The following is a 25,305-nucleotide window of genomic DNA, read 5'->3' as shown; positions in this document are numbered from 1 at the left end:
CCCCAGCATCATGGCTAAACTCGATATCCTGACCTACCCCGATCCCCGCCTGCATACCGTGGCAAAACCGGTTGCCGTGGTGGACGACCGCATTCGCAAGCTGGTAGAGGACATGGCCGAGACCATGTACGAAGCCCCCGGCATCGGCCTGGCCGCGACCCAGGTGGACGTGCACGAACAGGTGGTGGTGATCGATATCTCCGAGACCCGTGACGCGCTGCAGGTCTTCATCAACCCGGAGATCGTGTGGTCCAGCGACACCCGCAAAGTGGCGGAAGAGGGCTGCCTGTCGGTGCCCGAGGTCTACGACCGGGTCGAGCGCCCGGACCATGTGCGCGTGCGTGCCCTGAACGAGAAGGGCGAGCCCTTCGAAATCGAAGCCGACGACCTGCTGGCCGTGTGCATCCAGCACGAAATGGACCACCTCAAGGGCAAGGTCTTCGTCGAGTACCTGTCGCCACTGAAGCTTCAGCGCATCAAGTCCAAGCTGGTCAAGCTGCACAAGCGCGAACGCACCCGCATGTAAGGCAGCCGCGGCCGGCCGCGCGCCGGCACTGGCCTGCTACCGGCCAGCTAGCGGTCTGCTATCGTATTGCCTTCCCGATGAATCAAGTTACCGGCCGCTGATGCGGCCGGTGCCACTTTATGCCGGAGCGTGCCATGTCCCAAGCCGCAAGCCCATCCCAAGCGCTGCGCGTTGCCTTTGCCGGCACGCCCGAATTCGCCCGCGTGGCGCTTGAAGCCATCCACGCCGCCGGTTTCCCGGTGGTGGCGGTGCTCAGCCAGCCCGACCGGCCAGCCGGCCGTGGCTTGCAGCTGCAGGCCAGCCCGGTCAAGCAGTACGCGCTGGAGCAAAGCCTGGGCCCGGTGCTGCAGCCACGCTCGCTGCGCCGCAACGGCAAGTATCCCGAAGAGGCCGGTGCCGCCGTGGACGCGCTGGCGCAGATCGCCCCGGATGTCATGGTGGTGGCCGCCTACGGCCTGATCCTGCCGGCCGAGGTGCTGGCGTTGCCGCGCTACGGCTGCCTGAACATCCATGCCTCGCTGCTGCCGCGCTGGCGGGGCGCCGCGCCCATCCACCGCGCCATCGAGGCTGGCGATGCGCAGACCGGCATCACGCTGATGCAGATGGACGAAGGGCTGGATACGGGCGCGATGATCCAGGGCGAAACCGTACCGATCGGCCCCGGCGACACCACCGGCACCCTGCACGATGCGCTGGCCGCGCTGGGCGGGCGCATGGTGGTGGAGGCGCTGCGCCGCCTCGCCGCGGGCCAGCCGCTCACCGGCACGCCGCAGCCAGCCGAGGGCGTGACCTATGCCGAGAAGATCGCCAAGGACGAAGCCCCGCTGGACCTGCGCCGCCCGGCTGCGGCGCTGGCCGCCCAGGTGCGCGCCTTCAATCCGTTCCCCGGCGCCACCGTTCAGGTCGGCGAGACCGTCATCAAGTGCTGGCAGGCCCAGCCCATGGCGTCGACGGCCAGCCACCCCCAGGCGCCGGGCACCGTGCTCGCGGCGGATGCCGATGGCGTGGTGATCGCCTGCGGCGAGGGCGCGCTGCGCATGACCGAGTTGCAAAAACCGGGCGGGCGCCGCGTGCCGGCCCAGCAGTTCCTGCAAAGCATGCCGCTGCCACCGGGTACCCGCTGCGCCGTGGCTGGCGGCACGGCATAATCGCGCTGCGCGCCTCATTTCTGTAGCTCATCCACCAGCAGCCAACCATGCTCGGCATTACTGACCTTCCCTTGTTCGTCGGCGCGGTGTTCCTGCTCAATGTGACGCCTGGCCCGGATACCGCCTATATCGTCGGGCGCAGCGTGGCGCAGGGCAGGGCGGCAGGCGTGGTCTCGGCGCTCGGGGTCAGTGCCGGCTGCTGCGTGCACTCGCTGGCCATCGCCTTCGGCCTGACTGCGCTGCTGGCGGCATCGGCCACCGCCTTTACCTTGATCAAGTTTGCCGGCGCGGCCTATCTGGTGTGGCTTGGGCTGCGCCTGATCTGGCAGCGATCCGCGCTCCCCGGCGCGGACGCTGCCCCCGCTGCCCAGCCGGGCACGCGCGGCCTGCGCGCTTTGTTCACGCAGGGCTTTCTCACCAATGTGCTGAATCCAAAGGTGATCCTGTTCTTCATTTCCTTCTTCCCGCAGTTCGTGGATCGCAACGCCGAGCATCAGGCCCTGGCATTCCTGGCCCTGGGCGGCGTCATGGTGGCGATGTCGACGCTATGGAACAGCCTGGTGGCATGGATGGCGGGCACCCTGACCCGCCGCGCCAGCGAGGTGCCGCGCCTCAAGTGCTGGCTGGATCGCATTGTGGGTATTGCATTCATCGGGCTGGGCGCGCGCCTGGCCTTCGCCCAACGCTAGGAACCGTTGCCGAACCTGCTGGCGCAACGAACGGCCGCCGGCACCGTCTGCCCTTTTTTTAGGCAGGTGACGGTTGAATTTCCGGGCCGGGGTACTATCTAAACAGCACCGCGTCACGCTTTCCGTAGCACGGCCAGCCCGGCCACCGGGTGCGCGCGCGAGGATGATTTTTTCGGAGATCACGACAATGTTCAACTGGGTCAAGACCTTCATGCTGATGGCCGCCATTACGGCGCTGTTCATCGTCATCGGCGGCATGATCGGCGGCCGCAGCGGCATGATGTTCGCGCTGATCATGGCGCTGGGCATGAACTTCTTCTCTTACTGGTTCTCGGACAAGATGGTCCTGCGCATGTACAACGCGCAGGAAGTCGACGCGAGCACGGCACCGCAGTTCTACGGCATGGTGCAGGAGCTGGCGCAGCGCGCCCAGCTGCCGATGCCGCGCGTGTACCTGATCAACGAGGATGCACCCAACGCCTTTGCCACCGGCCGCGATCCGGAGCATGCCGCCGTGGCGGCCACCACCGGCATCCTGCGAGTGCTGTCGGAGCGCGAGCTGCGCGGCGTGATGGCCCACGAGCTGGCTCACGTGCAGCACCGCGACATCCTGATCTCGACCATCGCCGCCACCATGGCCGGCGCCATCGCCGCGCTGGCCAACTTCGCCATGTTCTTTGGCGGGCGAGACGAGAACGGCAACCGCTCCAACCCCATTGCCAGTATCGCGGTGGCAATCCTTGCCCCGCTGGCAGCCTCGCTGATCCAGATGGCGATCTCCCGCGCCCGGGAATTCGAGGCGGACCGCGGCGGCGCCACCATCAGCGGCGACCCGCAGGCGCTGGCGATGGCGCTTGACAAGATCCACCGCTATGCGCAGGGGATTCCGTTCCAGACCGCGGAGCAGCACCCGGCCACGGCGCAGATGATGATCATGAACCCGCTTTCGGGCAGCGGCATCGCCAATCTGTTCTCGACCCACCCGGCGACCGAGGAACGGGTGGCGCGGCTGATGCAGATGGCACAGACGGGCGTCTATCCGGTGTAAGTGCGGCCCAATCGAGGCACAAGCGCGGTCCAAGCCGCCGCGCTACCCCCTCGCCGCGGCCAGCCAGGCGCAAAAACGCCGGTCCCCGCCACATACAGGGTAAACTGCCCGCCGTGCTTCCCCGGAAGCGGCGGGCAGTGTTTTTTTGGCCTCGCCCGGCCTTGCCGCCAGTCCTCGCCGCTTGCGGCTTGCCCCCTGCCACCCCGTTTTACCGTCTCACTGCCCCACTGTCATGCGCCTGCAACACGAATCCCTCGCCTTCCAGATGCTCGCCGCCGCGGCTGCCGTACGCGGCGTCAACGAAGGCAGCGCGCTGCCGCTGGCCATCGAGAATGCCGCCGCCCAGTACCGCCTGGACCGCGTGCGCGACGCCGCCACGCGTGGCGCCCTGCAGGACCTGGCCTATCGCACCATGCGCCAGTTCGGCACGGCGCGCGCGCTGGTCACCAAGCTGGTGACCCGGCCGCCCGGCGCGCTGGTGGACTCACTGCTGGCCGTGGCCCTGGCGCTGCTGGTCGAGGACGAGCAGGGGGAAGGGGGCTATACCGAGTTCACCGTGGTCGACCAGGCCGTCAGCGCGGCAGCCTCCGAGCCCAAGACCGCGCACGCACGCGGGCTGGTGAACGCGGTGTTGCGCCGTTTCCTGCGTGAACGCAAGGCATTGCTGGCCGAGGTGCGCCAGGACGACGAAGCGCGCTGGAACCTGCCCGCATGGTGGCTGGATGCGCTGCGCAAGGCGTACCCGGACCAGTGGGCCGCGCTGGCCGAGAGCGCCAATGTGCGCCCGCCCATGACCCTGCGCGTCAATACGGCGCGGGTCTCGGTGCCCGACTACCTCAAGCGTGTGCTCAATGCCGGCATGGCGGGCGTGGCCATCGGCCCGCAGGCCGTGCGGCTGGTGCGCGCGTTTCCCGTGTCGCAGATCCCCGGGTTTGCCGAGGGCGATGTCTCGGTGCAGGACGCCGGCGCGCAACTGGCCGCTGCGCTGCTGGACCTGGCCGACGGCCAGCGCGTGCTCGATGCGTGCGCCGCGCCCGGCGGCAAGACCGGCCACATCCTTGAACTCGCCAACGTGGAAGTCACCGCGCTGGAGAGCGACGCGCAGCGCGCCACCCGCATCGACGAGAACCTCGCGCGCCTGGGCCAGCAAGCCACCGTGGTGGTAGGCGATGCAAGCCGCCCGCAGGACTGGTGGGACAACCGCCAGTACGACCGCATCCTGGCCGACGTACCGTGCTCCGCCTCGGGCATCGTGCGCCGCCACCCGGACATCCGCTGGCTGCGCCGCGAGGTGGATATCCCCCGGCTGGTCACCGAGCAGCGGCGCATCGTGTCGCAGCTCTGGAACCTGCTCAAGCCGGGCGGCATCCTGGTCTATGTCACCTGTTCTATTTTCCCAACGGAGAACGAAGAGCAGGCGCGCTGGTTTGGTGCACAGCTACCAGATGCGATACGATTGCAAGCGCCCGGCCAGATGCTGCCGGGCAGCAAGGATCAGTTGGCCGGTGGCGGAAATGGCAGCCAGGAAGGCCTGCCCACCGATCACGATGGCTTCTTCTACGCCCGTTTCCAGAAACGACCCTGACCGATCCCAATCGATCCCAATGCTGAACCCGCTTCGCTTGTTCGTCCTTCGCGTCCCAGACGACAGTGCGTGCGTGTCCCTTGCAGCAGCCCGGACAGCTGGTTCAGTAGCCGGCGCCGGCCCGATATGCAGCGCGCGCGCGCGGCTGGCGTCGTGGTGGCTCGCGGCGACGATCATGCTCGGTATCCTGATGACGCTGATCGCACTGCCGGGCACGGCGCGCGCCGACGGCATTGAAGTCAACGAGGCCCGCATCGAGTACCAGGATGGAGGCTTCGATCTGGCCGCGAGTTTCGATTTCGATCTGCCGCCGCCGCTTGAAGACGCACTCAACAAAGGCATCTCACTGTATTTCGTCGTCGATTTCCAGCTTTCCCGCCCACGCTGGTACTGGTTCGATGAAAAACCCGTCAATGCCAGCCGCAGCGTGCGGCTGTCCTACCATCCGCTCACGCGCCAGTACCGCGTGTCCACCGGCGGCCTGCAATTGCCGTTCATGCGCCTGAAGGGCGCGCTGCAGTTCATCCAGCGCGTGCGTGGCTGGCGCGTGTTCGAGCGCAGCATGGTCAAGCCGGGCGAGACCTACCAGGCCGAAGCGCGCATGCGCCTGGACCTGACGCAACTGCCCAAGCCGTTCCAGATCAACGCCGTCAACACCCGCGAGTGGAACCTGGCATCGGAATGGCGGCGCTTCAACTTCACCGTGCCGAGCGAATTCCCGCCGCCGCCCGCGCCCACACCACCGCCACAACTGGTGCCCGTGCCGACACCGGCGCCGGCGTCCGCCGCGTCCGCCGCGGTGGCCGGCGAAACGCGTGCGGTGCCGTTCGCGCAGACCGTATCGACCGTGCTCTCTCCCACCACCCTGGTGCAGCCGGCCGCGGGCCAGCCATGAGCGCCCCACCCAGCCCGTGGGACAGCCGGTTCCGGCGCGTGCTTTACCGCGTCGTGGCGGGCATCATCGTGTTCCTGGCGCTGGTGCTGGTGGCACTGCTCGCCGGCGCCTCGGCCAATACCGAATTCTTCGATCGGTACTTCACGCTGCTGTTCAAGATCAACCTGGTGATCGGCATCCTGCTGGTGCTGATCATCGGCGCGCTGGCGCTGACCCTGTGGCTGCGCTACCGCCGCGGCAAGTTCGGCACGCGGCTGATGACCAAGCTCGCCGTGTTCTTCGGCGTGGTGGGCGTGCTGCCCGGCGTGCTGATCTACCTGGTGTCGCTGCAGTTCGTCTCGCGCAGCATCGAGTCCTGGTTCGACGTTCGCGTCGAGACCGCGCTCGAGGCCGGTCTCAACCTTGGCCGCTCCACCATCGACAGCTCGCTGTCGGACCTGCAAGGCAAGGCGCGGCTGATGGCCGACCAGCTCACCAGCTCGCCCAATGTCGCCACCTCGCTGCAGCTCAACCGGCTGCGCGAGCAATACGGCGTGCAGGAAGCCGCCATCTTTACCGGCAGCGGCCGCGTGATCGCCACGGCGTCGAGCAACTATGCGTCGCTGGTGCCGGACCTGCCCTCTGGCGTGCTGGCCGAGCAGGCCCGGCTGGCCGGCGGCTATGCCGCGGTGGAAGGGGGCACCGATCCATCCGTCGATAGCCATCACCAGCCCGAGCGTACCGATGGCGCCCACCTGTACCGGCTGCGCGTCATCGTGCCGCTGGGCCCAGCGCCCACCGCGCAAACCGACGCAACCCCAACCGCGGATAGCGCCAGCCGGCCCGCGGGCAAGCCGGCCCTCAATGCTGCCAGCCGCTGGGCCGGGTCCGGGCTGTCTGTCGAGCGCCGCCCCGAGGACGCCGCATCGTCCGGGTTCGGGCTGGTGGGCGACACGGTGCGCGAGGAACGCTACCTGCAGGTCGTGCATCCGGTCCCGGCAGCGTTGGCGCGCAATGCCGACGAAGTCCAGCGCGCCTACCAGGAGTACCAGGAAAAGGCGCTCGGCCGCACCGGCCTGCGCAAGATGTATATCGGCACGCTGACGCTCACGCTGTTCCTCGCGGTGTTCATTGCCGTGATGCTGGCGCTGTTGCTCGGCGGACAGCTGGCGCGGCCGCTGCTGATGTTGCTGCAAGGGACCAAGGAAGTGGCCGAGGGCGACCTCTCGCCCAAGCGCGAGCTCAAGAGCCGCGACGAGCTCGGCATGCTGACCCAGCAGTTCAACATGATGACGCGCCAGCTATCGGAAGCGCGCATCGCGGTGGAGCAGAACCGCAGCGCGCTCGAGAAATCGACGGCGTATCTCGAGAGCGTGCTGCAGAACCTCACCGCCGGCGTGTTCGTGTTCGATCGCCGCTTCGTGCTGATCACCGCCAACCCGGGGGCCGAGCGCATCTTCCGCCAGCCGTTCGCCGGCGCGCTGGGCCAGCCCATCGACAGCATCCCGGCCCTCGGCGACTTCGGCGACATCGTACGGCAGGCCTTCTCCGAGCAGAGCACCAGTGAAATGCTGGGCGGCGCGCAGCACTGGCAAAAGCAGATCGAGCTGCCGCAGAGCGATGAGGAACAGGCGCTCACGCTGCTGGTGCGCGGCGCGCGCCTGCCGGGCGGGCGCGGCGACGAGCGCGACGAACCTGGCTACGTGGTGGTATTCGACGACATTTCCGATGTGATTTCCGCTCAACGCTCTGTGGCATGGGGCGAAGTGGCACGGCGCCTCGCGCATGAGATCAAGAACCCGCTGACCCCGATCCAGCTCTCGGCCGAGCGCCTGCAGATGAAGCTCTCGCCCAAACTGGAGGGCACCGACGTCGACGTGCTCAAGCGCGGCGCCACCACCATCGTCAACCAGGTGCAGGCCATGAAGCGCATGGTCGACGACTTCCGCGACTACGCCCGCACGCCGCCAGCGCTGTTGCAGTCACTGCAGCTCAACGGCCTGGTCGCCGAAGTGCTGCATCTCTACGGCATCGACGACACCGGCACGCATGAGCACGCCGTGATCCATCCGTCGCTGGCCGCCTGCCTGCCCGAAATCAAGGGCGATCCGACCCAGCTGCGCCAGGTGATTCACAACCTGCTGCAAAACGCGCAGGATGCGGTGGCGGACAACCTCGGCGCGGCTAGGGCGGCGCCCCATATCGCTCTGCACACCGAGACTGTAGAATACAAAGATTCTGCCGGCGAAGACCGGCAGGCCGTCAAGCTCACCATTGCGGATAACGGTCCCGGTTTCGCTCCGCGTATCCTTAGTCGCGCGTTCGAGCCGTATGTGACCACCAAGGCCAAAGGAACAGGCCTGGGTCTTGCGATGGTGAAGAAGATCATTGACGAACACGGCGCACGCATCGAGTTGCGCAATCGCATGGAGGGCTCCGACATCATCGGGGCGCAGATCTCCATCCTGTTCGTTAAACTGGCATAGTCAATGTGCGGCCCCGAACCCGGCAAGCCGCGGTGGGGTCAAGAGGGGAAGTATGGCAACCATCCTCGTAGTCGACGACGAAATGGGTATCCGGGAGTTACTCTCGGAAATCCTCAGCGACGAAGGCCATGTGGTCGAAGTGGCAGAAAACGCGCAGAAAGCGCGCGAGTACCGTGCCGGCAATACGCCAGACCTGGTGCTGCTTGACATCTGGATGCCCGATACCGACGGCGTCACGCTGCTCAAGGAGTGGTCGGCCCAAGGCTTGCTCTCCATGCCCGTCATCATGATGTCGGGTCACGCAACCATCGATACCGCGGTGGAGGCAACCAAGATTGGCGCGCTCAATTTCCTCGAGAAGCCAATTGCCTTGCAAAAGCTGCTTTCGGCAGTCGAGCAGGGCCTGGCGCGTGGCATCGAGCGTCCGCGCTCGGGCGTGGCCGCAGGCGCGGCGCTGCCCGCGAACGGCAATGGCGAGGGCGCGGCGGCGATTACCGCGGAAAGCGCCGCCGAGACCGCCAATGGCAGCCCGCAACGCTTGCCCGAAGCCGAGATGCATTTCTCTTTCGACATGCCGCTGCGCGAAGCACGCGACCTGTTCGAGCGCGCTTACTTCGAATACCACTTGCTGCGCGAGCACGGCAGCATGACCCGCGTCGCCGAGAAAACCGGCCTCGAACGCACCCACTTGTACCGCAAGCTCAAGCAGCTTGGCGTGGAACTCGGCCGCAACAAGCCGGAACCTGCGGAACAATGATGCGGTGATGCACGCAGCGCTTGACCGGGTCGAAAAGCGCTGCTATAGTTTCGCTTCTTTGGCCCGGTAGCTCAGTCGGTAGAGCAGAGGATTGAAAATCCTTGTGTCGGCGGTTCGATTCCGTCCCAGGCCACCAGCATTACGAAAAAGCCCAAGATCTGAAAAGGTCTTGGGCTTTTTCCATTTTGGCCTAATCCCATTGTGGCCATCGTTTCATCGCTGCCTTGCCGGACCGCCTTCCGGCGCGCCTGAGAGGCGCAAGCCTGGGGCACCAGTCTTGCCCCATCCACACGCATATCGCCGCCTGGAACGCGGCCTGGACGCGTCTATCACCTCCATTGCGGCGGCCTCGCCCCAAGCGCACAAACCCTTGCAATACCGCATGCCACCGCCTAATGTTCAGGCACGAATTCGTCCGTCCAGTGCCGTTGCGTCCGCGATTATCGGCATTGCGCCAATTACCTTCAAAATCCGCTTTTCGCATTCGGTCCTGACCTCCGATTTTCGCGATGTCATGTCACTATCCATGCCATCCCGATAGCGAATCAGCCAAGCACGCCAAGCACGCCAAGCATTCGATACCACCGGTTCATTCAAAACAACCCAAGCATGCATTGACGCTGCAAGGCGAAAGACGAAACACTGCGCGCTCCCGCCCATCACTGCAAACCCGATGCACGCGCCTTCCCCCGATGCCATGGCCGACCCGGCCCACGCTGCCGAACCGCACAGCGCAAGCGTACCTGCGGCTGCGAGCACGCTCTGCCAGCGCCTGGTCGCGGAAGGACTCGGCACGGCGCTGCTGGTAGCAGTGGTGGTGGGCTCGGGCATTCGCGCGCAGCAGCTGGCCGGCGGCAATGTCGCGCTGGCCTTGCTGGCGAACTCGCTGGCCACGGGCGGCGGGCTGATTGCATTGTTGCTAGCGCTGGGACCGGTCTCGGGTGGGCACTTCAACCCGGTCGTCACGCTCTGCGCGATGGTGCGCGGCGCGCTGCGGGCGCGCGATGCCTGGCGCTACGGACTGGTGCAGATGGGCGGCGCCATCGCAGGAGTCGCCTGCGCGCATGCGATGTTTGGCGAGCCGATGCTGGCCTGGTCGGCGCAAAGCCGTACCGGGCCATCGATGTGGTGGAGCGAGTTTGTTGCCACCTTTGGCCTCGTCGGCATAGCGATTGGCACCGGGCGCAGCCGGCCCGGGCTGGTGCCGTTCGCAGTGGCGGGCTATGTCACTGCAGGGTACTGGTTCACGGCATCGACGTCATTCGCCAACCCGGCGCTGACCCTTGCGTGCGCGCTGACGGCAACCTTCACCGGCATTCGCGCCATCGATGTGCCGGGCTTCGTGCTGGCGCAGCTGGCGGGCGGGCTGAGCGCCACGCTGGTCTTCCACTGGCTGCTGCGAGCACCGGCGGTACTGCCGGGCCGCGCGCCGCTCACGCGCAAGACGCCATGGTGAGCAGCGGCTGCAGCCGCTATCGCGCCTACCAACGGCGATTGACCTGTACGCCGAAGATGGAGCCCGAGGTCTGCGAAGCCCAGGTATCGGCGGGTGAGGCAAAGGCGATGCCGTCCACATCGCTGGCCTTGCTGTAGGTGTAGAAGGCGCGCAGGTTGGCATTGCCGGCTGCCTTGCCAAGCGTGAAGGTAGGCGCCACGGTCACGGCCGTGCGCTGTCCGCTGGCGCCGAAGCCCGAAGAGATCTGATCGTGCGCCACCTCGAAGGTCAGCTTGAACTGGTCGCTCGCGATATAGGCGGGGCGCACGCGCGTGGCCATCCACTGCAGCGTGCCCACCGGCGAGCGGTCGAACTGCATGCTGGACTCGACCGAGCCCGCCAGGCCCAGCCCCGAGCGTTGCTTCCACTCCATCGATTCAGCCACGCGTACCCGCGACAAGGCGGGCCCCATGCCGGTGTAGCCGGTCAACGCGTTACGGCTGCCCTCACCAAACTGCATGCCGAAGCGGTTGGTGCCGGCGAGCACGCCTTGCTGCTCGTGCATGGCTGACACCCACCACGCACTTCCGGTCTGCTGGATCAACGGCTGCGCTTCCACCCGCGTGTAGCCCAGTTGCACCGAGCCTTTCTCATTGGTGGCGATGGGCGCGGTGCGCAGCGAGTGATAGCTCGGCAGGTTGGCGCCATTCAGGTCATTGCGCGCGGTGTACTGGTAGTTGAGCGCGATATCGCCAAAGCGGGCGTTGTCCACGCCGAAACGCATCGCCGGCGACGTAGGCGGCAGCAGCCCCGACGACATCAGGAACGATGAGCTCTCGCGCCGGCCGGCCCACATCGTGGCGCCGTCCAGCACCGACAGCCCGCTGACCGAGGTATAGATCTGCGGCAGCAGGGCATACGGATCGACCGCGGCCGGGCGGCCATTGACCGACGTGGCATCGGTCCCCTTGGCCTGCGCCACCAGTTGTACCTGCGCGCCGCCGTCGAGCGAGAACAGGGACTCCTTGACCTTGACCTCGCCGGTGCTGCGGCACGCGAGTCCGCCGCCGATGCCGGTGGACAAGGTGCCACCGCCAGCGCACGCACGGGTGGCGGTGGTGCGATCGTCATACGCGGCGCGACCGCTGTAGCCGAGCCGCCAGACCTGCTCGCCGGCAGGATCATCGGCCGGCAGCTGGGACACCAGTGCATAGCTTTCGCCGGCCAGCGCCGGCGTATCGGCAACCTCGCCCTCGGCGGGCGTGGCGGCCTTCGGCGTGGCGTCCGCCACGAACTCGCCAAGGCGCTTGGGAAAGAGCACCACGGGCGGGGGAGGCGCAACAACCGGCTCCGGGGGCAAGGGTGGATCGGGCGGGCCGGCGAGCTCGATACCGTTGTCATCCAGCCCAGCATTGGCCCAGGTAGCAGGCGGGGGCGGCTCTGGCAGGGTGGGGGGGGTGGCGGTGCTGGTGGCGGGCGAAGCACCATCCGCAGCGGCGGCTTTGGGCGCTTCCTGCGCAATAGCCGCGGCAGGGGCGTCGCCGACTATCGGGGCCGTGGCCGCTTGTTCGTTCGAAATCAGCGCTGCCAGCGGGTCAGCCTCAGGCGGGGTAGCCGCACGCTGTGCCGCCGTGGACGTGGCCGGCACATCGGCTGCCGCCAGGTCAGGTCCGGTCTGCGCGCACGCGTTCAATCCCCAGGCGGCCAGCACGGCAACGGCGAGGCAACGCGAGCGGAGCGCCGGCAGGCGGCCGGAGGCGGGCGAAACGGCAAACAACATAGGGCAGGACCAGTAAGGCGTGATTTTTTAACAGTCGACCGATTGGACCGCAAGCGGGGTTACAAAATCCGCGGCGGGGCGTCCTTCTCACCATATGGAATACGTCGCTTGCGGCATCTGGCACGCGACGGTGCGGTCATGCCAATGGGAGCGGAGCGGGATGACGGGACGATGTACGGCCGTCTCTAAATCTGCACTTTCCTAGCGAAAACCCGGACTTGCGCGGCCCCCCGTGGCGAAAGGGCCACCGCTATAATCATCTGGCCTGTCCGACGGGTACGGACCGGCGCCCCCGAGCCTGTTACGAAGGCATGCCAGGATACGCCACATTCCTGGAGTGTCTCCGTAACAGGCTCATTGTTGCGCGGCGGCCTTACCCTGGCTGCTTGCGCGTCTCGGTACAGAGCGGAATGCCCGCGCATGACGCGGGCGTGCCCACCCCCTGCTGCCGCACTAAAAATCTATAAAAGAGGAGAAGTCATGGAACGTCGTTCCTTTCTGTTGAAGGCATCGGCCGTGGCCGCCACAGGTGCGCTGGCCGCGTGCGGCAAGGAAGAAAAGGCCGCCGCGCCGGCCGCCGCCGGTGCCAGCGCACCGGCCGTGATCGGCAGCAATCCGGCCGTGGAATGGCGCCTGGCTTCGAGCTTCCCCAAGTCTCTTGACACCATCTACGGTGGCGCCGAGCTGCTGTCGCAACGGGTCAAGGAACTGACCGACGGCAAATTCAACATCAAGGTCTTCGCCGCCGGCGAACTCGTGCCAGGCCTGCAGGTGCTGGACGCGGTGCAGAACAACACCGTCCAGATCGGCCACACCGCCGGCTACTACTACTTCGGCAAGAACCCGACGCTGTGCTTCGACACCACCGTCCCGTTCGGCCTGACCTCGCGCCAGCAAAACGCCTGGATGATGCAGGGCAACGGCATGAAGCTGATGCGCGAATTCTTCAAGGAATACAACGTCGTCAACTTCCTGGGCGGCAATACCAACGCGCAGATGGGCGGCTGGTTCCGCAAGGAGATCAAGACAGTTGCCGACCTGCAGGGCCTGAAATACCGGATCGCCGGTTTCGCTGGCGTGGTGCTGTCGCGCCTGGGCGTGGTGCCGCAGCAGATCGCTGGCGGCGACATCTATCCCGCGCTGGAGAAGGGCACCATCGATGCGGCGGAATGGGTTGGCCCGTACGATGACGAGAAACTCGGCTTCTACAAGGTCGCCCCGTACTACTACTACCCGGGCTGGTGGGAAGGCAGCGCGCAGCTGTCCTTCTATTCGTCGGCAACCGAGTACGAGAAGCTGCCCGCGCTGTACAAGCGCGCGCTGGAAACAGCCACGATCGAAGTCCACACCAATATGATGGCCAAGTACGACGCGGTCAATCCGCAAGCGCTGGCCCGCCTGCTGGAAAACGGCGTGAAGCTGCGTCCGTTCTCCAAGGAAATCATGGAAGCCTGCTTCAAGGCCACCCAGGACGCCTACGCCGAGGAAACCGCCAAGAACCCGTCGTTCAAGAAGATCTACGACGACTGGCGCGTCTTCCGCAACAACGAAGCAGCGTGGTTCAACGTGGCCGAGCAAGCATTTTCGCAGTTCAGCTTCGCGCGCAAGCTGTAAGCGCGCTGCCGCCATCTGCGCGAGGTGGCGCAAGCCAGCCAAAAGCCCGTGCCCAGCACGGGCTTTTTTACGCCGGTAGAATCCCCCGATTCCTTGGGACTCTTCATGCAAACCGGCATCATCTACGCGCTGCTCGCCTACATCATCTGGGGCTTGCTGCCGCTCTATATCAAATCCCTCCACGGCATCGCGCCTATGGAGATCCTGCTGCACCGCATGGTGTGGTCGCTGGTGTTCCTGGGGCTGGTGCTGACCTGGCGACGCCACTGGGGCTGGCTGCGCGGCGTCTGGACCAATCCGCGCCTGCTGGCCGGCTTCGTCGCCAGCGCGCTGCTGCTGAGCGGCAACTGGTTTCTCTACATCTGGTCGGTATCGAACGGCCGGGTGGTCGACGCCAGCCTGGGCTACTTCATCAACCCGCTGTTCAATGTGCTGCTGGGCGTGCTGTTCCTGCACGAGCGGCTGCGTCCCGGCCAGTGGGCCTCCATTGCGCTGGCTACGGCAGGCGTGGTCTGGCTGACCGTGGCCGCCGGCCAGTTGCCATGGATTGCGCTGGCGCTGGCCGCCACCTTCGGCGGCTACGGGCTGCTGCGCAAGACCGCCACGCTGGGCGCACTGGAAGGCCTCTCGCTGGAGACCATGCTGCTGTTCCCGCTGGCGGCAAGCGCTCTGGCGTACCTGTTCGCGACGGGCCAGGCCGACTTCACCGAGGTGGGCGGCGGGGTGCAGTTGCTGGCGCTGCTTGCCGGGCCGGTCACCGCCGTCCCCTTGCTGCTGTTCGCAGCTGGCGCGCGGCGTATTCCGCTGTCCTTGCTGGGGCTGCTGCAGTACACCGGCCCGACGCTACAACTGCTGCTCGGCGTATGGCTCTGGAATGAGCCGTTCCCGGCCAGCAAGCAGATCGGCTTCGCGATGATCTGGATATCGCTGGTTGTTTATGCGGTCGAAGGGATATGGTCGGGGCGCCAGCGTGCGAAGCTGGCGCCCCAAGGGTGAAAAAGGGGCCTCATGGAGGCCCCTTTGTATTTCCAATAACAATGAAATCGACAAAAAATTAATAGAAAATATTCCTAACATGGATAGCTTGCTTGCCGTCGAGGCAGTTCACTCAACGAGCAGTGAGCCAATTCTTGGCAATCCATGGCAAAATAATTCTTGCTACTTATCAAAAAATAAACAAAAAGACCATTTTGATTAATAGCGAGAATACCAAACCCCGTTACCCGGACACACCCGGTCAGTAAAGCCCACGCACCTGCGCATGTAGCCGTACCAGCCCCAGCAGCGCATCGATGTTGGGGGTCGCGATCCCGACGTGCTCGCCGATTTCCCGCACCGATGCCACCAGCGCATCGATCTCCACCGGCCGCCCGGCCTCCGCGTCCTGCAGCATCGAAGTCTTGAAAGCGCCCAGCTTGCGCGTGACCTGGCTGCGCTCCTCGCCGCTCTGCGCAATCGGGCAACCGATGACCGCGCCGATCTTGCGGGCTTCTTCCATCACCGCCAGGCAGAAACGATTGACCAGCGGATCGTCAAGGATGCGGTCGCAGGTGGCGCCGGTCAGCACGGAGACCGGGTTCATCGTCATATTGCCCCACAGCTTGAACCAGATGTCCTGCTGGATCGCGGCGCTGCGCTCGATCTCCAGGCCGCCACTGGCAAGCAGGCTGGCCACGGCCTCGAGCTTGCCGGCTGCCATGCCCGTAGCGCCGCCCGCGGCACCCAGGATCAGGCGCGCGCCAAAACCGTGGCGCACAGTGGCCGGGGCCGGCGTGGAGGCGGTCAGGTGTACCACGCAGCCGATCACCTGCGCGGCTGGGATGGCGCGCGCAATGGCGCCTTGCGGATCCACGGTGCGCAGCGACAACCCGGCATGCGGGCCGGGCCGCTCGAAGAACCACCACGGCACGCCGTTCATCGCTGTCACCACCACCGTATCAGGGCCGATCAGTGGCCCGATGGTCTGCGCCAGCTGCGGCAATGCCGGGGCTTTCACCGCCAGGATCACCACATCTTGCGTACCTAGCGCTGCGGGATCGCGTTGCGCGTTGACCGGAAACGTCTCGGTGCGCTCGCCCTCGATCAGGGTCAGGCCTTGCGAGCGCAGCGCCTCCAGCGTCTGGCCGCGCGCCAGTACGTTCAGCGCCTGGCCGGAACCGGCGAGCCGTGCGCCGATAAAGCCGCCGACGGCACCTGCGCCGACGATGCATAGGGATGTCATGACTGCCTTGTTCTTGTTAGTTTATTCCCGCAACGAATCAATGACTACTAATTACGATATGATTCATCGATGCAGTTAATTTCGCGGATCAGTGCGGCGAACACATCTTCGCCCGCGCCGAACTTGGGGTTGAATTGCAGCGAATCGCGCGTGCACTTGCGCTGGATCTCCTCGGGCACCGGCAGCGCCGCCCCCATGGCCAGCGTGGCCAGCTGGATCTCGCAGGCGCGGTTGAGCAGCCAGAGCGTGGAAAAGGTACGCGCAATGCTGTCGCCCCAGGCTAGCAGGCCATGATTGCGCAGGATCACGGCGGGCTTGTCGCCGATATTGCGCACCAGGCGCGGCCCTTCGTCGTCGTGCACGGTGATGCCCTCAAACGGATGGTAGGCCACCTTGTCGAACAATTGCGCTGCGTAGAAGTTGCTCATCGACAGGCCCTGCGCCGAACAGGCGACCGCCATGCCCGCCGTGGTATGCGTGTGCATGACGCAGTGCGCGTCCGGAATGCCGGCGTGGATGGCCGCATGCACAGTGAAGCCGGCCGGGTTGACCGGCCAGCGGCTCTCGCCGATGACCTGCCCCGCCAGATCGATTTTCACCAGGTTGGAAGCGGTCACCTCCGCATAGCGCAGGCCGAAGGGATTGATCAGGAAATGGGGATTGCTGCCATCGCCGCCAGCCTCCGGCGGCAAGCGCAAGGTGATGTGGTTGTAGATCAGTTCGGTCCAGCCCAGCCGGTCGAAGATGCGGTAGCAGGCGGCGAGCTTGACGCGCGCCTCCCATTCCGCCGGATGACAGTTGGCAACAGCCATGCAGGTCTCCTCTCGCGTTGCTTGCGGCGTCGGTGCGCGCGCTTCCGGAATGCGGTTCAGGTGGGGTCGGGCCGGGATGTTAGTGCGCGGAAAACCATCCCGCTGCCCGATTAATTATCATGTTAATGATTTTGCAGGACTGGTCAAGCCGGGGGCTACCCGCAACGCCTCAGGCTCAAGGCAGCGTGTTGCGCATGATCAGCAGCCACGGCATGTGTGAGTTGGTGACGCCGTCGATCATGCCCGAATCACCGAGCTCGATCAGCTCCATCGACACCGATTGCTGGACATTGCCGCCGATCGCCTTGACCAGGTGTGCCGCCGGGTCGACCTCGACCACGATGTCGCAGTGCATGGGCGTGGTGCCAAAGCCGATCTCGGCCGCGCTGTCGAGGTACTTGTCGCGCCCGCGCGTGGCGCAGATCACATCGCCCGGGCGGGGCATGGCGGGCAAGGGCTCGATGCGGAACGCCGGCGCGGGCAGGATGCCGTCGCGCGCGTCCACCACGTACATCGAATGCGAATCGCCTGTCAGGAACTGGCGATCGTCAAGGCCGGCCTTGCGCATCACCCAGGAAATAAATACGGCAGACCAAGCCCAGTTTCCCTGGGTGATCTGACGGCAGGTGACGGCCTTGCCCACGATGGCCCAGTAGCGTTGGGCGAGCTTGCAGCCCTGCGGCGTGGCCTCCATGCCGGTGCCATCCGGAAAGTGCAGGCAGGCCGGCTCGCTGCTCTCTTCTTCCTCGCGATCGGCGGAGCGGTCCGCGGCATCCTCCGCGCCATCCGTACTGGACCCCGCCACCGGCATGCCGGGCAATACAGGGGCTGGCAGCGGGCTGTCGGTCACGCACGCGGTGTCGTCGCGGCCCAGGCGCACGGTCTGGCCACCCCAGCGCTGCCATTCCTGCCAGGCGATCTCGACGATGCGCTGGCGCTGCGTGGCGCCGGGCGTTGTCACGGGTCTTTCCGTATCGGGGAGGGGGGTCGCCTGAGGCCGGGCGGGCGGAGAAGGCGTGGTGCAACCCGAGACCAGCGCGAGCGCCATCAGCAGGCTCAGGCCAAGCCCTCGTGCCTGTGGAAAATTTTGTGGGAAACGTTGTGAATAAAGCTGTGGAAATCTGCCGCGCGGCGAACGAAGGTGCATGAGAGGCCTACTGAGCAGGACGTCCTAGACCCTTGTATTTACAGAGGGAAGGCGCCGATAGGGCACTATCTTACCGGGCTGGCGGAGGGTGCGGCGTATACCGCGAAGCGGCAGGATAACCGCAGGTCAAACACTGTGGATAACGCGCCCCGCCTGGCGCTCACCCATGCCATCAGGCAACTGGTGGCGGCACGGCGGGGTTGATCCAACGGGGCTGGTACGAAACCGCCCGCGGGACTCACTGGTTCACTGCGTCCTTGAACTTCTGGCCAGCCTTGAACTTGACAGTCTTGGCGGCTTCGACCTTGATTTCTTCGCCGGTGCGCGGGTTGCGCGCCATGCGTTCGCCGCGCTCGCCCTGGCTGAAGGTGCCAAAGCCGATCAGGCTCAGGGTGTCGCCCTTGGCCACGGCTTCCATGATGGCGCCAAGCGTCACGTTCAGCGCTTGTTCTGCCTTGGCTTTGGTCAGGCCGTCCACGCCGGCCGCGATGGCGTCGATCAGTTCGGTTTTCGTCATGCTTCACTCCGTGTCGAGTTGATAAAACAAGGACGCCTGGCTGGGCCGGCGCACTGCGCACCGGCGCCGGCAAAGGCGCCGCGGGCCACATCATACCGTGTCGGGCCACGTCAACCGGGAACAGATTGTTACAGCGCACCCCGCTCCAGGCCGCGCTGGCTGGGGCTTTGTGGGGATTCGGGGAGATAAGCAGGGCCTTAGGCGGCGTCAGGATGGGCCTCAAGCGCGTTAACGCACCCAGGTGTCCCGGAGGGCATCCACGCCTGAAAAACGGCTCCAATAGCCTTGTAGGCCCTCTCAGGGGCATTGCGTCGCAGTAACGCAGCCCGGCGCGGGCAGGGCGAAATCCCTCTGATGCCCGGGCCTCGGTCGGGTGCAATGGCCATTGCCCGGCGTGCAGCGGCTATGCCCGCCCGCAAAGGGGCCCGACAGGCGCTGTGGGCGTTTCTTTCGCTGGGGCCGAGCAGCGGGACCGCGTACCCATTGCAGCGTAGCAGCGAGGCTCGTGGGGCCGTCAGGGAGGGTATGCACTATTGTGCATGACAATCGATGAGCAAGCGCGGCCGAAACCTCGGGGCTATTCGCATCGTGCATGCGCTGACCGGGCGGTTAACGGTGTGCGTTTACGTGCCGAGCGGCGCGGGCGTATACGTCCACCAAACGGTACGTATACGCTGTTCTTCTCGTCAAAAAACCATGGCGGCACGGCAGTAAACCCTGCCGCGGCCAGCAAATTCCTTCTGCTCAAAAAAGAAGCCACGCCTGAAGCGGCTTTTCAGCCCTTTATTTTTTGCTTGGTTCTTTTTGCTCACCGATCGCAGGACGCAGTCCTTTCTGTTTACTTCTTTCTTTAATGTATACAGATAGTAGTAGTAGGTAAACGGCTGCCTTTTCTGTGGATAACCACGTAAACGCTTTTCAAATCAGTGTGTTGCAAGAAGCAGAAGTGATGGGACCCGATGTTGGCGGAGGTGGATGACTTAGCCCTTTGGCGGAGGGTGTCGGATACAACCCTCCGACTTATGCCTGATGCATCCCCATGCCAACCCCAGGCAGCCCACATGAATTGCATGTCTTTATCCCCAGATTTCTGCCGGGTTATCCACAGACGATCGATGGGGTCGCGGTCGTATACGGTAAACATCGAAGCGCTGATTGGGGCTGTTTTTGACACGGGTCTCCCCCCGTAAACCAGTGCGTCGTATACCTGGCCTGACGTGTACGGGTTCAGGCGGGTTGCCCGTATACGCCTATTTGCCGGCAAGGGGATGCCGCGGCCAATATGGGCAGGTATCATCGCCATCGCGCCCGGGCGGCGCACAGCCACGCGGGGTGGCAGGCAGGCGGTTCTATACGGGATGGCACATGGCGGAACAGGCAAAGCAAGAAGAATTGAAGCAGGAAGGGGCTGACGCGAAAGATGCCAAGCGCGTCAAGAGTCCGAAGGAAGGCAAGCGCAAGACCGCGTCCGACCGCGTTGAAGTGCGCCGCTCTGGCGTGCATGGCAAGGGCGTCTATGCGAACGCGCCGATTGCCGAGGGCGAGCGCATCATCGAATACAAGGGTGAGCACATTTCGTGGAAGGAAGCGCTCAAGCGCCATCCGCACGATCCGGCGGATCCCAACCACACCTTCTACTTCAGCCTGGAAGACGGTGACGTGATCGACGCCAAGTTCGGCGGCAACCGCGCGCGCTGGATCAACCACGCCTGCGAGCCCAATTGCGAGGCGCGCGAGAAGAAGGGGCGGGTGTTCATCCACGCGCTGCGCGACATCGCCGGCGGCGAGGAGCTGTTCTATGACTATGGGCTGGTGATCGACGCGCGCTACACCAAGAAGCTCAAGAAGGAGTTCGAGTGCCGTTGCGGCAGCCCGAAATGCCGCGGCACCATGCTGGCGCCGAAGGAAAAGAAGGCCAGGTAGAGCAATTGAAAAGAGAAGGGCGAGCCACTTCGCGGCTTGTCCTGCCTCAGGCCGTCCCGGCGGCCTCGCACGGGATGCGGATCACAAAGCGCATGCCGCGCACCTCGGCCTCCTCCCCGGAGGCGGGCACATCCTCGATGCGGATGGTGCCCTGATGCAGGCTGATGATCTCATGCACGATCGCCAGCCCCAGGCCCGCGCCGCCGGGCGGTTGCGCCGGCGCATTGGGCCCCGGCGTATGGTCGCCGCGGAAGAAGCGCTTGAAGACTTCCTCGCGGCGCGCAAGCGCAATGCCGGGCCCGTTGTCTTCCACCATCACCACCGCCATGCCGCGATGGCCGAGCGCCTCGCCGCCGGCGCGCACGGTGATGCGCCCGCCAGGCGGCACATATTTCACGGCATTGTCGATCAGGTTGCTGAGCGCTTCGCGCATCAGCAGGCGGTTGCCGCGCACCGTCGAGGGCGCCGCGCCGGTAAAGGTGGGGCCGGGCAAGGTCTCGAAGCCCAGGTCGATCTGGCGGGCCAGCGCCTGCGGCACCCACTCGGCGCCGGTCTCGAAGGCCAGCGTGGCCAGGTCGAAATGCTCGATCGGGCCCAGCCGCTCCAGCGATAGTCCGGGCTCCGCACGGGCCAGCGAGAGCAGCTGGTTGGACAGGCGCACCGCGCGGTCCGCCGCCGATTGCAGCTCGCGCAGCGCGTGGTCCGTCACTGCGGGATCCACCGACTGCACCGCGCGGTCGGCATGCAGCTTGACGGCGGTCAGCGGTGTGCGCAACTGGTGCGCGGCATCGGCGATGAACTTGCGCTGCGCGTCCAGGGCATCGCGCAGCCTGGCCAGCAGCGCGTTGAGCGCGCGGATCAGCGGCTCCACTTCGGCCGGCACCTGGGTTTCGTCGAGCGGCGCCAGCGAGCGCGCCGTCTGGCGATTGAGCTTGTCGGTGAGGATCTGCAGCGGCACCAGCTCTTCCTTGAGCACGTGCGAGAGGATCAGGCTGCCCACCACCAGCAGCAGGATCAGCGGCACGGAGACCGAAAGCAGGATTTCGTTGGCGGCGGTCTCGCGCCGGTCCAGCAGCTCGGCCACTTCCACCACGATGGGCCCGCGCGGGACGCGCCCGGCCTCGCTGGTGGCCAGTTCATCCGAGGCCGGGCTGGGCAGGTTGACCGGTAGCCGCACGGCGCGCACCTGGCGCCCGCTGAACCAGGCGTAGAAGAGCCGCGCGTCGTGCAGCGAGGTTTGCCCGGTGCCGTAGCCCAGCCAGGTGTCCATGCCGCCGATCAGCCCGTCGGGGCCGTGGATGCGCCAGTAGATGCGGTCGGTGCCTTCGGCCTCGACCAGCGTCTGCGCAATCATCGGGATGTCTTGCTCCAGCCGGGGGCCGGCAATGCGGATCTGCTGGGCGATATTGTTGGCCACGCCATACAGCGCGCGGTCGAATACCTGCGTGGTGTAGTGCGCCGCCAGCCAGTAGGAGAGCGAGCCGCTGGTCAGCACCAGCGCGAACAGTGGCGTGGCCAGCGCGCGCAGCAAGTGCACGCGCAGGCTTTGCGTGGAGGCCGAGCGTGCGGATGGTGTCGCGGCGGCCGTTGGGGCTTTGCCGGATGCGCCGCTGGTGGCATCGGTCAGGGCCTTGGGAGGCTGGGTAGGACGTGGGCGCAGCCACATGGCGGGCTTCTCCCTGGGCGCGGCGTCAGGTGCCGGCGCGGATCTGCAGCAGGTAGCCGAAGCCGCGCACGGTCACGATCTCCACGTCGCATTCTTCAAGCTTCTTGCGCACGCGGTGCACGTAGACCTCGATCGCGGTATCGCCGACCGTGTCGCCGCCTTCCCCTGCGGGATGCGCGAAAGTGGCGAGGTGGTCCTGCAGCTGCGCCTTGCTGACCACGCGGCCCTGGCGCTGCAGCAGCAGCTCCAGCACGGCGAATTCGCGCGGCGAGAGCTCCAGCGGCTTGCCATCGATGAACATGCGGCGGTCGTTGCCCGACAGCCGTAGGCGGCCGAGCCGCACGTCGCGCTCGGGCGCGGCCTCGCCGTGCTGGCTGCGGCGCAGCAAGACGCGCACGCGCGCCTCCAGCTCGGGCAGGGCGAAGGGCTTGACCAGGTAGTCGTCGGCGCCGGCGTTCAGGCCGGATAGCTTGTCTTCGAGCTCGTCGCGCGCGGTCAGGATGATGACCGGCGTGGAGCGGTTGCGGGCGCGGTAGCGCGCCAGCAGGGTCATGCCGTCGATGCCGGGCAGGCCCAGGTCGAGGATCACCAGGTCGTGTTGTTCGCGCAGCAGGTGCTCGGTGGCGTAGACGCCGTCGTGCACCACGCGCACCTGATGGCCGGCTTGGGCCAGGCCGGCTTCGACGCCACTGGCGATCTGACGGTCGTCCTCGATCAGAAGGATACGCATGGTGGCAGGCTGGGAGGCTGGAAAGGGATCGGGAGAGTAACGAAAGTTACAAACGGTCAGCCACCGATTGTACAGCGCACGACCGCCAGCGAGCTTTCGGTTTGCCTACAGTCTCCAGCGTGTCCTGGCTTGCCGCATGCGTACTCAGGCTTTCGCCAGCGAAGCCGCCGCGCGGTCCATGAAGGCGGCCAGGTCGGTGTCGCGCCGGGTCAGGCCGTTGGCGTCATGGGTGGACAGGGTGACGTCGACCCGGTTGTAGACGTTGAACCACTCCGGATGGTGGTCGGCCTTTTCCGCGGCCAGCGCCACGCGCGTCATGAAGGCGAAGGCGGCGTTGAAGTCGGCAAAGGTAAAGCGCTTGTGGATCGCGTCGCGGTCATCGACCGTGCTCCAGCCGGGCAGGCTGGCCAGCAGCGGTGCACGTTCTTCAAGCGTTAGGGGCACGACAGGCGCAGGGGACATGATGGGCTCGATGGTCGAAAAGGAAGTTGGCAAAGGGCAATGCCGGCCCGCCTGCTCGGCCACCCGGCCCTTGCGATGTGCATGGAGGCGGGGGCGGAGCGGGCATGCCGTCATTGTTTCACAAAGGGTGCGCGCGGGTAGCGTGGGTAGCGCGTGTCAGACGTCGTCACTGTCGGCCCAGCCTTCGCGCGAGCCGCGCTGGAGCACGAGGTCGGATTGCCCCACGTCGCCCGCGCCCAGCGTGGGTTGTGCGCGCAGTTCCTCATACAGCGGGGCAAAGTCGGGGCGGGTGGCGTCGAACAGCTGATCGAAGCTGTCGATCACGAAGTACGTCTTCTGGAAGGTGTCGATGCGGTAGCGCGTGCGCATGATGCGCCGCACATCGAAGCCGATGCGGTTGGGGCTGGCCGAGTCCAGGCTGTAGATCGATTCGCCCTGGCTCGACAGGATGCCCGCGCCGTAGATGCGCAGGCCTTCCGGCGTGCGGATCAGGCCGAATTCCACGGTGTACCAGTACAGCCGCGCCAGCATGTCGAGCGCGCCCAGCGAGGCGGCCTTGAGCCCGCCCTTGCCGTAGGCCTCCATGTAGTTGGCAAAGACCGGGTTGATCAGCAGCGGCACATGGCCGAACACATCGTGGAAGCAGTCGGGTTCCTGCAGGTAATCGAGCTGCTCGGGCTTGCGCATCCACCAGCTGGCGGGAAAGCGGCGGTTGGCCAGGTGCTCGAAGAACACGGCATCCGGCACCAGGCCGGGCACCGCCACCACCTGCCAGCCGGTGGCGCGCATCAGGGTTTCGTTGAGCTGGTCGAAGCTGGGCACGCGGTCGCGCCCCATGCCCAGCGTGGACAGGCCTTGCAGGAACTCATCGCAGACGCGGCCGCGCAGCATCGAGGCCTGGCGGTCATAGAGCTTGGCCCACACCGCGTGGTCGGTGTCCGTATAGCGGTCCAGTGGCTGCGCGATGGTGAAATCGGGGCGCAATTCCTGGCCGGACAGCAGGCCGGCGTCGAATTGTTCCTTGAGCTTGTCGGTCAGGGTGCCGGAAAAGCTGGCCTGGGCGTCGCCAGCGTGGGTGGCGGTAGCCATTGCGTCCATGATGTTTTATCTCCTGCAGATTTACCGCACAGTTTAGCTAGGAGGTGACGCAAATGGCCCGCAAAAACGGCTTGGATTCGTCAAGCGATGCATCAAGTGCGCAAAAATTTGGTATTGTCTGCGGGAAATGTGCGCGGGTGCGCTGCCAGTGGCAATCGGCGTGCCGCCAGGCGGAGGCGGGGGTAGCATTCCTACCCGCAGGCCTGGTGCACAACAAGAAGCGATCCCAACTCGACCAACGCGACCAACGCGACCGAAGCGACATGACCATGATCAACCTCGACCCATTCGACCTCGCGCTGCTGGCGGCGTTGCAGACCGACGGCCGCTCCACCCACCAGCAGCTCGCCGAGCGCATTCATCTCTCACCCAGCCAGATCGGGCGTCGGCTTGCGCGGCTGGAGGCCGACGGCGTGATCACCGGCTACCGCGTGGTGCTGTCGCCGCCATCGCTCGGGCTTGGCGTGCTGGTGTTCACCAGCGTCAAGCTGGCCCACCACGGCGACACCATCGTCGAGCGCTTCCGCGAGGACATCCTGCTGCTGGAAGAAGTGCAGGAGTGCTACTCCGTGGCGGGCGAGGCCGACTACCTGCTGCGCATCATGGTGCCCGACCTGCCGACGCTGGCCGAATTCACGATGAAGAAGCTCATGCGCGTGCCGGGTGTGGAGAGCGTGCGTTCCAACATCGTGCTGACCGCGCTCAAGCGCGACGGGCCGTTGCCACTGTCGCATTTGCGCTAGCCTGCGGGCCGCTCGCAGCGCGCGCGGGCTTGCGCTTGCCATCG

General features: G+C 65.8%; 23 protein-coding genes and 1 tRNA gene. 15 read left to right on the top strand and 9 right to left on the bottom strand.

The genetic code is table 11. From position 1 onward, the window contains the following. The first annotated feature begins 10 nt into the window (after window positions 1–10). The 10 genes from def to AC1DQR_RS18355 all read left to right on the top strand — a co-directional run bounded on the left by def (window position 11) and on the right by AC1DQR_RS18355 (window position 10,569). Window positions 11–526, top strand: a complete 516-nt coding sequence (def, locus tag AC1DQR_RS18400; RefSeq protein WP_416050011.1) for a peptide deformylase — start codon at window positions 11–13, stop codon at window positions 524–526. 134 nt (window positions 527–660) lie between these two features. Continuing rightward, complete coding sequence (gene fmt / locus AC1DQR_RS18395; protein WP_416050010.1) at window positions 661–1,674, top strand: methionyl-tRNA formyltransferase; 1,014 nt, start codon at window positions 661–663, stop codon at window positions 1,672–1,674. A gap of 47 nt (window positions 1,675–1,721) precedes the next feature. Next, on the top strand, window positions 1,722–2,363 hold the full coding sequence (locus AC1DQR_RS18390) for a LysE family translocator (RefSeq protein ID WP_416050009.1): 642 nt from the start codon (window positions 1,722–1,724) through the stop codon (window positions 2,361–2,363). Window positions 2,364–2,550: 187 nt separating this feature from the next. Next, on the top strand, window positions 2,551–3,411 hold the full coding sequence (gene htpX, locus AC1DQR_RS18385) for a zinc metalloprotease HtpX (protein WP_043350911.1): 861 nt from the start codon (window positions 2,551–2,553) through the stop codon (window positions 3,409–3,411). A gap of 232 nt (window positions 3,412–3,643) precedes the next feature. After that, window positions 3,644–4,996 carry a 16S rRNA (cytosine(967)-C(5))-methyltransferase RsmB gene (gene rsmB / locus AC1DQR_RS18380; protein ID WP_416050007.1) on the top strand — a complete coding sequence of 451 codons (1,353 nt, stop codon included), beginning with the start codon at window positions 3,644–3,646 and terminating at the stop codon, window positions 4,994–4,996. A 19-nt stretch (window positions 4,997–5,015) separates the two neighbouring features. Further along, complete coding sequence (locus tag AC1DQR_RS18375) at window positions 5,016–5,891, top strand: DUF4390 domain-containing protein (protein WP_416050006.1); 876 nt, start codon at window positions 5,016–5,018, stop codon at window positions 5,889–5,891. Further along, complete coding sequence (locus AC1DQR_RS18370; protein WP_477133487.1) at window positions 5,888–8,356, top strand: sensor histidine kinase; 2,469 nt, start codon at window positions 5,888–5,890, stop codon at window positions 8,354–8,356. The genes AC1DQR_RS18375 and AC1DQR_RS18370 overlap by 4 nt, the downstream gene beginning before the upstream one ends. Before the next feature lie 52 nt (window positions 8,357–8,408). Next, window positions 8,409–9,113 carry a response regulator gene (locus tag AC1DQR_RS18365; RefSeq protein ID WP_416050004.1) on the top strand — a complete coding sequence of 235 codons (705 nt, stop codon included), beginning with the start codon at window positions 8,409–8,411 and terminating at the stop codon, window positions 9,111–9,113. Between the two features lie 60 nt (window positions 9,114–9,173). Continuing rightward, window positions 9,174–9,249, top strand: a tRNA-Phe gene (locus tag AC1DQR_RS18360). Between the two features lie 561 nt (window positions 9,250–9,810). Beyond that, complete coding sequence (locus AC1DQR_RS18355) at window positions 9,811–10,569, top strand: aquaporin (protein ID WP_416050408.1); 759 nt, start codon at window positions 9,811–9,813, stop codon at window positions 10,567–10,569. Between the two features lie 25 nt (window positions 10,570–10,594). Here the strand turns inward: AC1DQR_RS18355 and AC1DQR_RS18350 are convergent, their stop codons facing one another. Beyond that, the gene (locus tag AC1DQR_RS18350; protein WP_477133486.1) at window positions 10,595–12,328 is read right to left on the bottom strand and encodes a carbohydrate porin; all 1,734 of its coding nucleotides are present in this window, start codon (window positions 12,326–12,328) and stop codon (window positions 10,595–10,597) included. A gap of 480 nt (window positions 12,329–12,808) precedes the next feature. On the opposite strand from AC1DQR_RS18350, the gene AC1DQR_RS18345 reads away from it, so the two are divergent. Continuing rightward, on the top strand, window positions 12,809–13,942 hold the full coding sequence (locus tag AC1DQR_RS18345) for a TRAP transporter substrate-binding protein (RefSeq protein ID WP_174424353.1): 1,134 nt from the start codon (window positions 12,809–12,811) through the stop codon (window positions 13,940–13,942). 105 nt (window positions 13,943–14,047) lie between these two features. Further along, a complete protein-coding gene (rarD, locus tag AC1DQR_RS18340) occupies window positions 14,048–14,938 on the top strand; it encodes an EamA family transporter RarD (protein ID WP_477133485.1) in 891 nt (296 codons plus the stop codon). A 241-nt stretch (window positions 14,939–15,179) separates the two neighbouring features. Here rarD and AC1DQR_RS18335 read toward each other — a convergent pair whose 3' ends face one another. From AC1DQR_RS18335 to AC1DQR_RS18320, 4 genes are all read right to left on the bottom strand, one after another. After that, window positions 15,180–16,163 (bottom strand): 2-dehydropantoate 2-reductase, encoded by a 984-nt coding sequence (locus tag AC1DQR_RS18335; protein ID WP_477133484.1) that lies wholly within the window; start codon window positions 16,161–16,163, stop codon window positions 15,180–15,182. A gap of 47 nt (window positions 16,164–16,210) precedes the next feature. After that, complete coding sequence (locus tag AC1DQR_RS18330; RefSeq protein ID WP_416050000.1) at window positions 16,211–16,975, bottom strand: class II aldolase/adducin family protein; 765 nt, start codon at window positions 16,973–16,975, stop codon at window positions 16,211–16,213. 175 nt (window positions 16,976–17,150) lie between these two features. After that, the gene (locus tag AC1DQR_RS18325; RefSeq protein WP_416049999.1) at window positions 17,151–18,122 is read right to left on the bottom strand and encodes a DUF2272 domain-containing protein; all 972 of its coding nucleotides are present in this window, start codon (window positions 18,120–18,122) and stop codon (window positions 17,151–17,153) included. Window positions 18,123–18,360: 238 nt separating this feature from the next. Beyond that, window positions 18,361–18,639, bottom strand: coding sequence for an HU family DNA-binding protein (locus AC1DQR_RS18320; RefSeq protein ID WP_006162250.1), 279 nt, complete (start codon window positions 18,637–18,639; stop codon window positions 18,361–18,363). A 539-nt stretch (window positions 18,640–19,178) separates the two neighbouring features. Between AC1DQR_RS18320 and AC1DQR_RS18315 the strand changes: the two genes are divergently transcribed. Both AC1DQR_RS18315 and AC1DQR_RS18310 read left to right on the top strand, forming a co-directional pair. Beyond that, a complete protein-coding gene (locus tag AC1DQR_RS18315) occupies window positions 19,179–19,493 on the top strand; it encodes a hypothetical protein (protein ID WP_477133483.1) in 315 nt (104 codons plus the stop codon). 511 nt (window positions 19,494–20,004) lie between these two features. Then, a complete protein-coding gene (locus tag AC1DQR_RS18310; RefSeq protein WP_416049997.1) occupies window positions 20,005–20,562 on the top strand; it encodes an SET domain-containing protein in 558 nt (185 codons plus the stop codon). 46 nt (window positions 20,563–20,608) lie between these two features. Here the strand turns inward: AC1DQR_RS18310 and AC1DQR_RS18305 are convergent, their stop codons facing one another. The 4 genes from AC1DQR_RS18305 to phhA form a co-directional block, all read right to left on the bottom strand. After that, window positions 20,609–22,228 carry a sensor histidine kinase gene (locus AC1DQR_RS18305; protein ID WP_477133482.1) on the bottom strand — a complete coding sequence of 540 codons (1,620 nt, stop codon included), beginning with the start codon at window positions 22,226–22,228 and terminating at the stop codon, window positions 20,609–20,611. A 25-nt stretch (window positions 22,229–22,253) separates the two neighbouring features. Next, on the bottom strand, window positions 22,254–22,958 hold the full coding sequence (locus AC1DQR_RS18300) for a response regulator transcription factor (protein ID WP_150987573.1): 705 nt from the start codon (window positions 22,956–22,958) through the stop codon (window positions 22,254–22,256). A gap of 144 nt (window positions 22,959–23,102) precedes the next feature. Then, entirely contained in the window at window positions 23,103–23,420 is a 318-nt protein-coding gene (locus AC1DQR_RS18295) for a 4a-hydroxytetrahydrobiopterin dehydratase (protein ID WP_253929198.1), read from the bottom strand. A 156-nt stretch (window positions 23,421–23,576) separates the two neighbouring features. Then, window positions 23,577–24,509 (bottom strand): phenylalanine 4-monooxygenase, encoded by a 933-nt coding sequence (phhA, locus tag AC1DQR_RS18290; RefSeq protein ID WP_477133541.1) that lies wholly within the window; start codon window positions 24,507–24,509, stop codon window positions 23,577–23,579. A 272-nt stretch (window positions 24,510–24,781) separates the two neighbouring features. Between phhA and AC1DQR_RS18285 the strand changes: the two genes are divergently transcribed. Then, the gene (locus tag AC1DQR_RS18285) at window positions 24,782–25,261 is read left to right on the top strand and encodes an Lrp/AsnC family transcriptional regulator (protein ID WP_150987569.1); all 480 of its coding nucleotides are present in this window, start codon (window positions 24,782–24,784) and stop codon (window positions 25,259–25,261) included. Window positions 25,262–25,305 lie beyond the last annotated feature (44 nt).

The organism is Cupriavidus sp. 05L411, assembly GCF_056398045.1.
The sequence above is the reverse complement of the archived record's forward strand: the minus strand, read 5'-3'. Positions and strand labels throughout refer to the sequence as shown.

What these genes read in the sequence shown, in the direction of transcription:
- def (WP_416050011.1), top strand. Translation starts at nt 11, where the DNA reads ATGGCTAAACTCGATATCCTGACCTACCCCGATCCCCGCCTGCATACC.
- fmt (WP_416050010.1), top strand. Translation starts at nt 661, where the DNA reads ATGTCCCAAGCCGCAAGCCCATCCCAAGCGCTGCGCGTTGCCTTTGCC.
- AC1DQR_RS18390 (WP_416050009.1), top strand. Translation starts at nt 1,722, where the DNA reads ATGCTCGGCATTACTGACCTTCCCTTGTTCGTCGGCGCGGTGTTCCTG.
- htpX (WP_043350911.1), top strand. Translation starts at nt 2,551, where the DNA reads ATGTTCAACTGGGTCAAGACCTTCATGCTGATGGCCGCCATTACGGCG.
- rsmB (WP_416050007.1), top strand. Translation starts at nt 3,644, where the DNA reads ATGCGCCTGCAACACGAATCCCTCGCCTTCCAGATGCTCGCCGCCGCG.
- AC1DQR_RS18375 (WP_416050006.1), top strand. Translation starts at nt 5,016, where the DNA reads ATGCTGAACCCGCTTCGCTTGTTCGTCCTTCGCGTCCCAGACGACAGT.
- AC1DQR_RS18370 (WP_477133487.1), top strand. Translation starts at nt 5,888, where the DNA reads ATGAGCGCCCCACCCAGCCCGTGGGACAGCCGGTTCCGGCGCGTGCTT.
- AC1DQR_RS18365 (WP_416050004.1), top strand. Translation starts at nt 8,409, where the DNA reads ATGGCAACCATCCTCGTAGTCGACGACGAAATGGGTATCCGGGAGTTA.
- AC1DQR_RS18355 (WP_416050408.1), top strand. Translation starts at nt 9,811, where the DNA reads ATGGCCGACCCGGCCCACGCTGCCGAACCGCACAGCGCAAGCGTACCT.
- AC1DQR_RS18350 (WP_477133486.1), bottom strand. Translation starts at nt 12,328, where the DNA reads ATGTTGTTTGCCGTTTCGCCCGCCTCCGGCCGCCTGCCGGCGCTCCGC.
- AC1DQR_RS18345 (WP_174424353.1), top strand. Translation starts at nt 12,809, where the DNA reads ATGGAACGTCGTTCCTTTCTGTTGAAGGCATCGGCCGTGGCCGCCACA.
- rarD (WP_477133485.1), top strand. Translation starts at nt 14,048, where the DNA reads ATGCAAACCGGCATCATCTACGCGCTGCTCGCCTACATCATCTGGGGC.
- AC1DQR_RS18335 (WP_477133484.1), bottom strand. Translation starts at nt 16,163, where the DNA reads ATGACATCCCTATGCATCGTCGGCGCAGGTGCCGTCGGCGGCTTTATC.
- AC1DQR_RS18330 (WP_416050000.1), bottom strand. Translation starts at nt 16,975, where the DNA reads ATGGCTGTTGCCAACTGTCATCCGGCGGAATGGGAGGCGCGCGTCAAG.
- AC1DQR_RS18325 (WP_416049999.1), bottom strand. Translation starts at nt 18,122, where the DNA reads ATGCACCTTCGTTCGCCGCGCGGCAGATTTCCACAGCTTTATTCACAA.
- AC1DQR_RS18320 (WP_006162250.1), bottom strand. Translation starts at nt 18,639, where the DNA reads ATGACGAAAACCGAACTGATCGACGCCATCGCGGCCGGCGTGGACGGC.
- AC1DQR_RS18315 (WP_477133483.1), top strand. Translation starts at nt 19,179, where the DNA reads ATGACAATCGATGAGCAAGCGCGGCCGAAACCTCGGGGCTATTCGCAT.
- AC1DQR_RS18310 (WP_416049997.1), top strand. Translation starts at nt 20,005, where the DNA reads ATGGCGGAACAGGCAAAGCAAGAAGAATTGAAGCAGGAAGGGGCTGAC.
- AC1DQR_RS18305 (WP_477133482.1), bottom strand. Translation starts at nt 22,228, where the DNA reads ATGTGGCTGCGCCCACGTCCTACCCAGCCTCCCAAGGCCCTGACCGAT.
- AC1DQR_RS18300 (WP_150987573.1), bottom strand. Translation starts at nt 22,958, where the DNA reads ATGCGTATCCTTCTGATCGAGGACGACCGTCAGATCGCCAGTGGCGTC.
- AC1DQR_RS18295 (WP_253929198.1), bottom strand. Translation starts at nt 23,420, where the DNA reads ATGTCCCCTGCGCCTGTCGTGCCCCTAACGCTTGAAGAACGTGCACCG.
- phhA (WP_477133541.1), bottom strand. Translation starts at nt 24,509, where the DNA reads ATGGCTACCGCCACCCACGCTGGCGACGCCCAGGCCAGCTTTTCCGGC.
- AC1DQR_RS18285 (WP_150987569.1), top strand. Translation starts at nt 24,782, where the DNA reads ATGACCATGATCAACCTCGACCCATTCGACCTCGCGCTGCTGGCGGCG.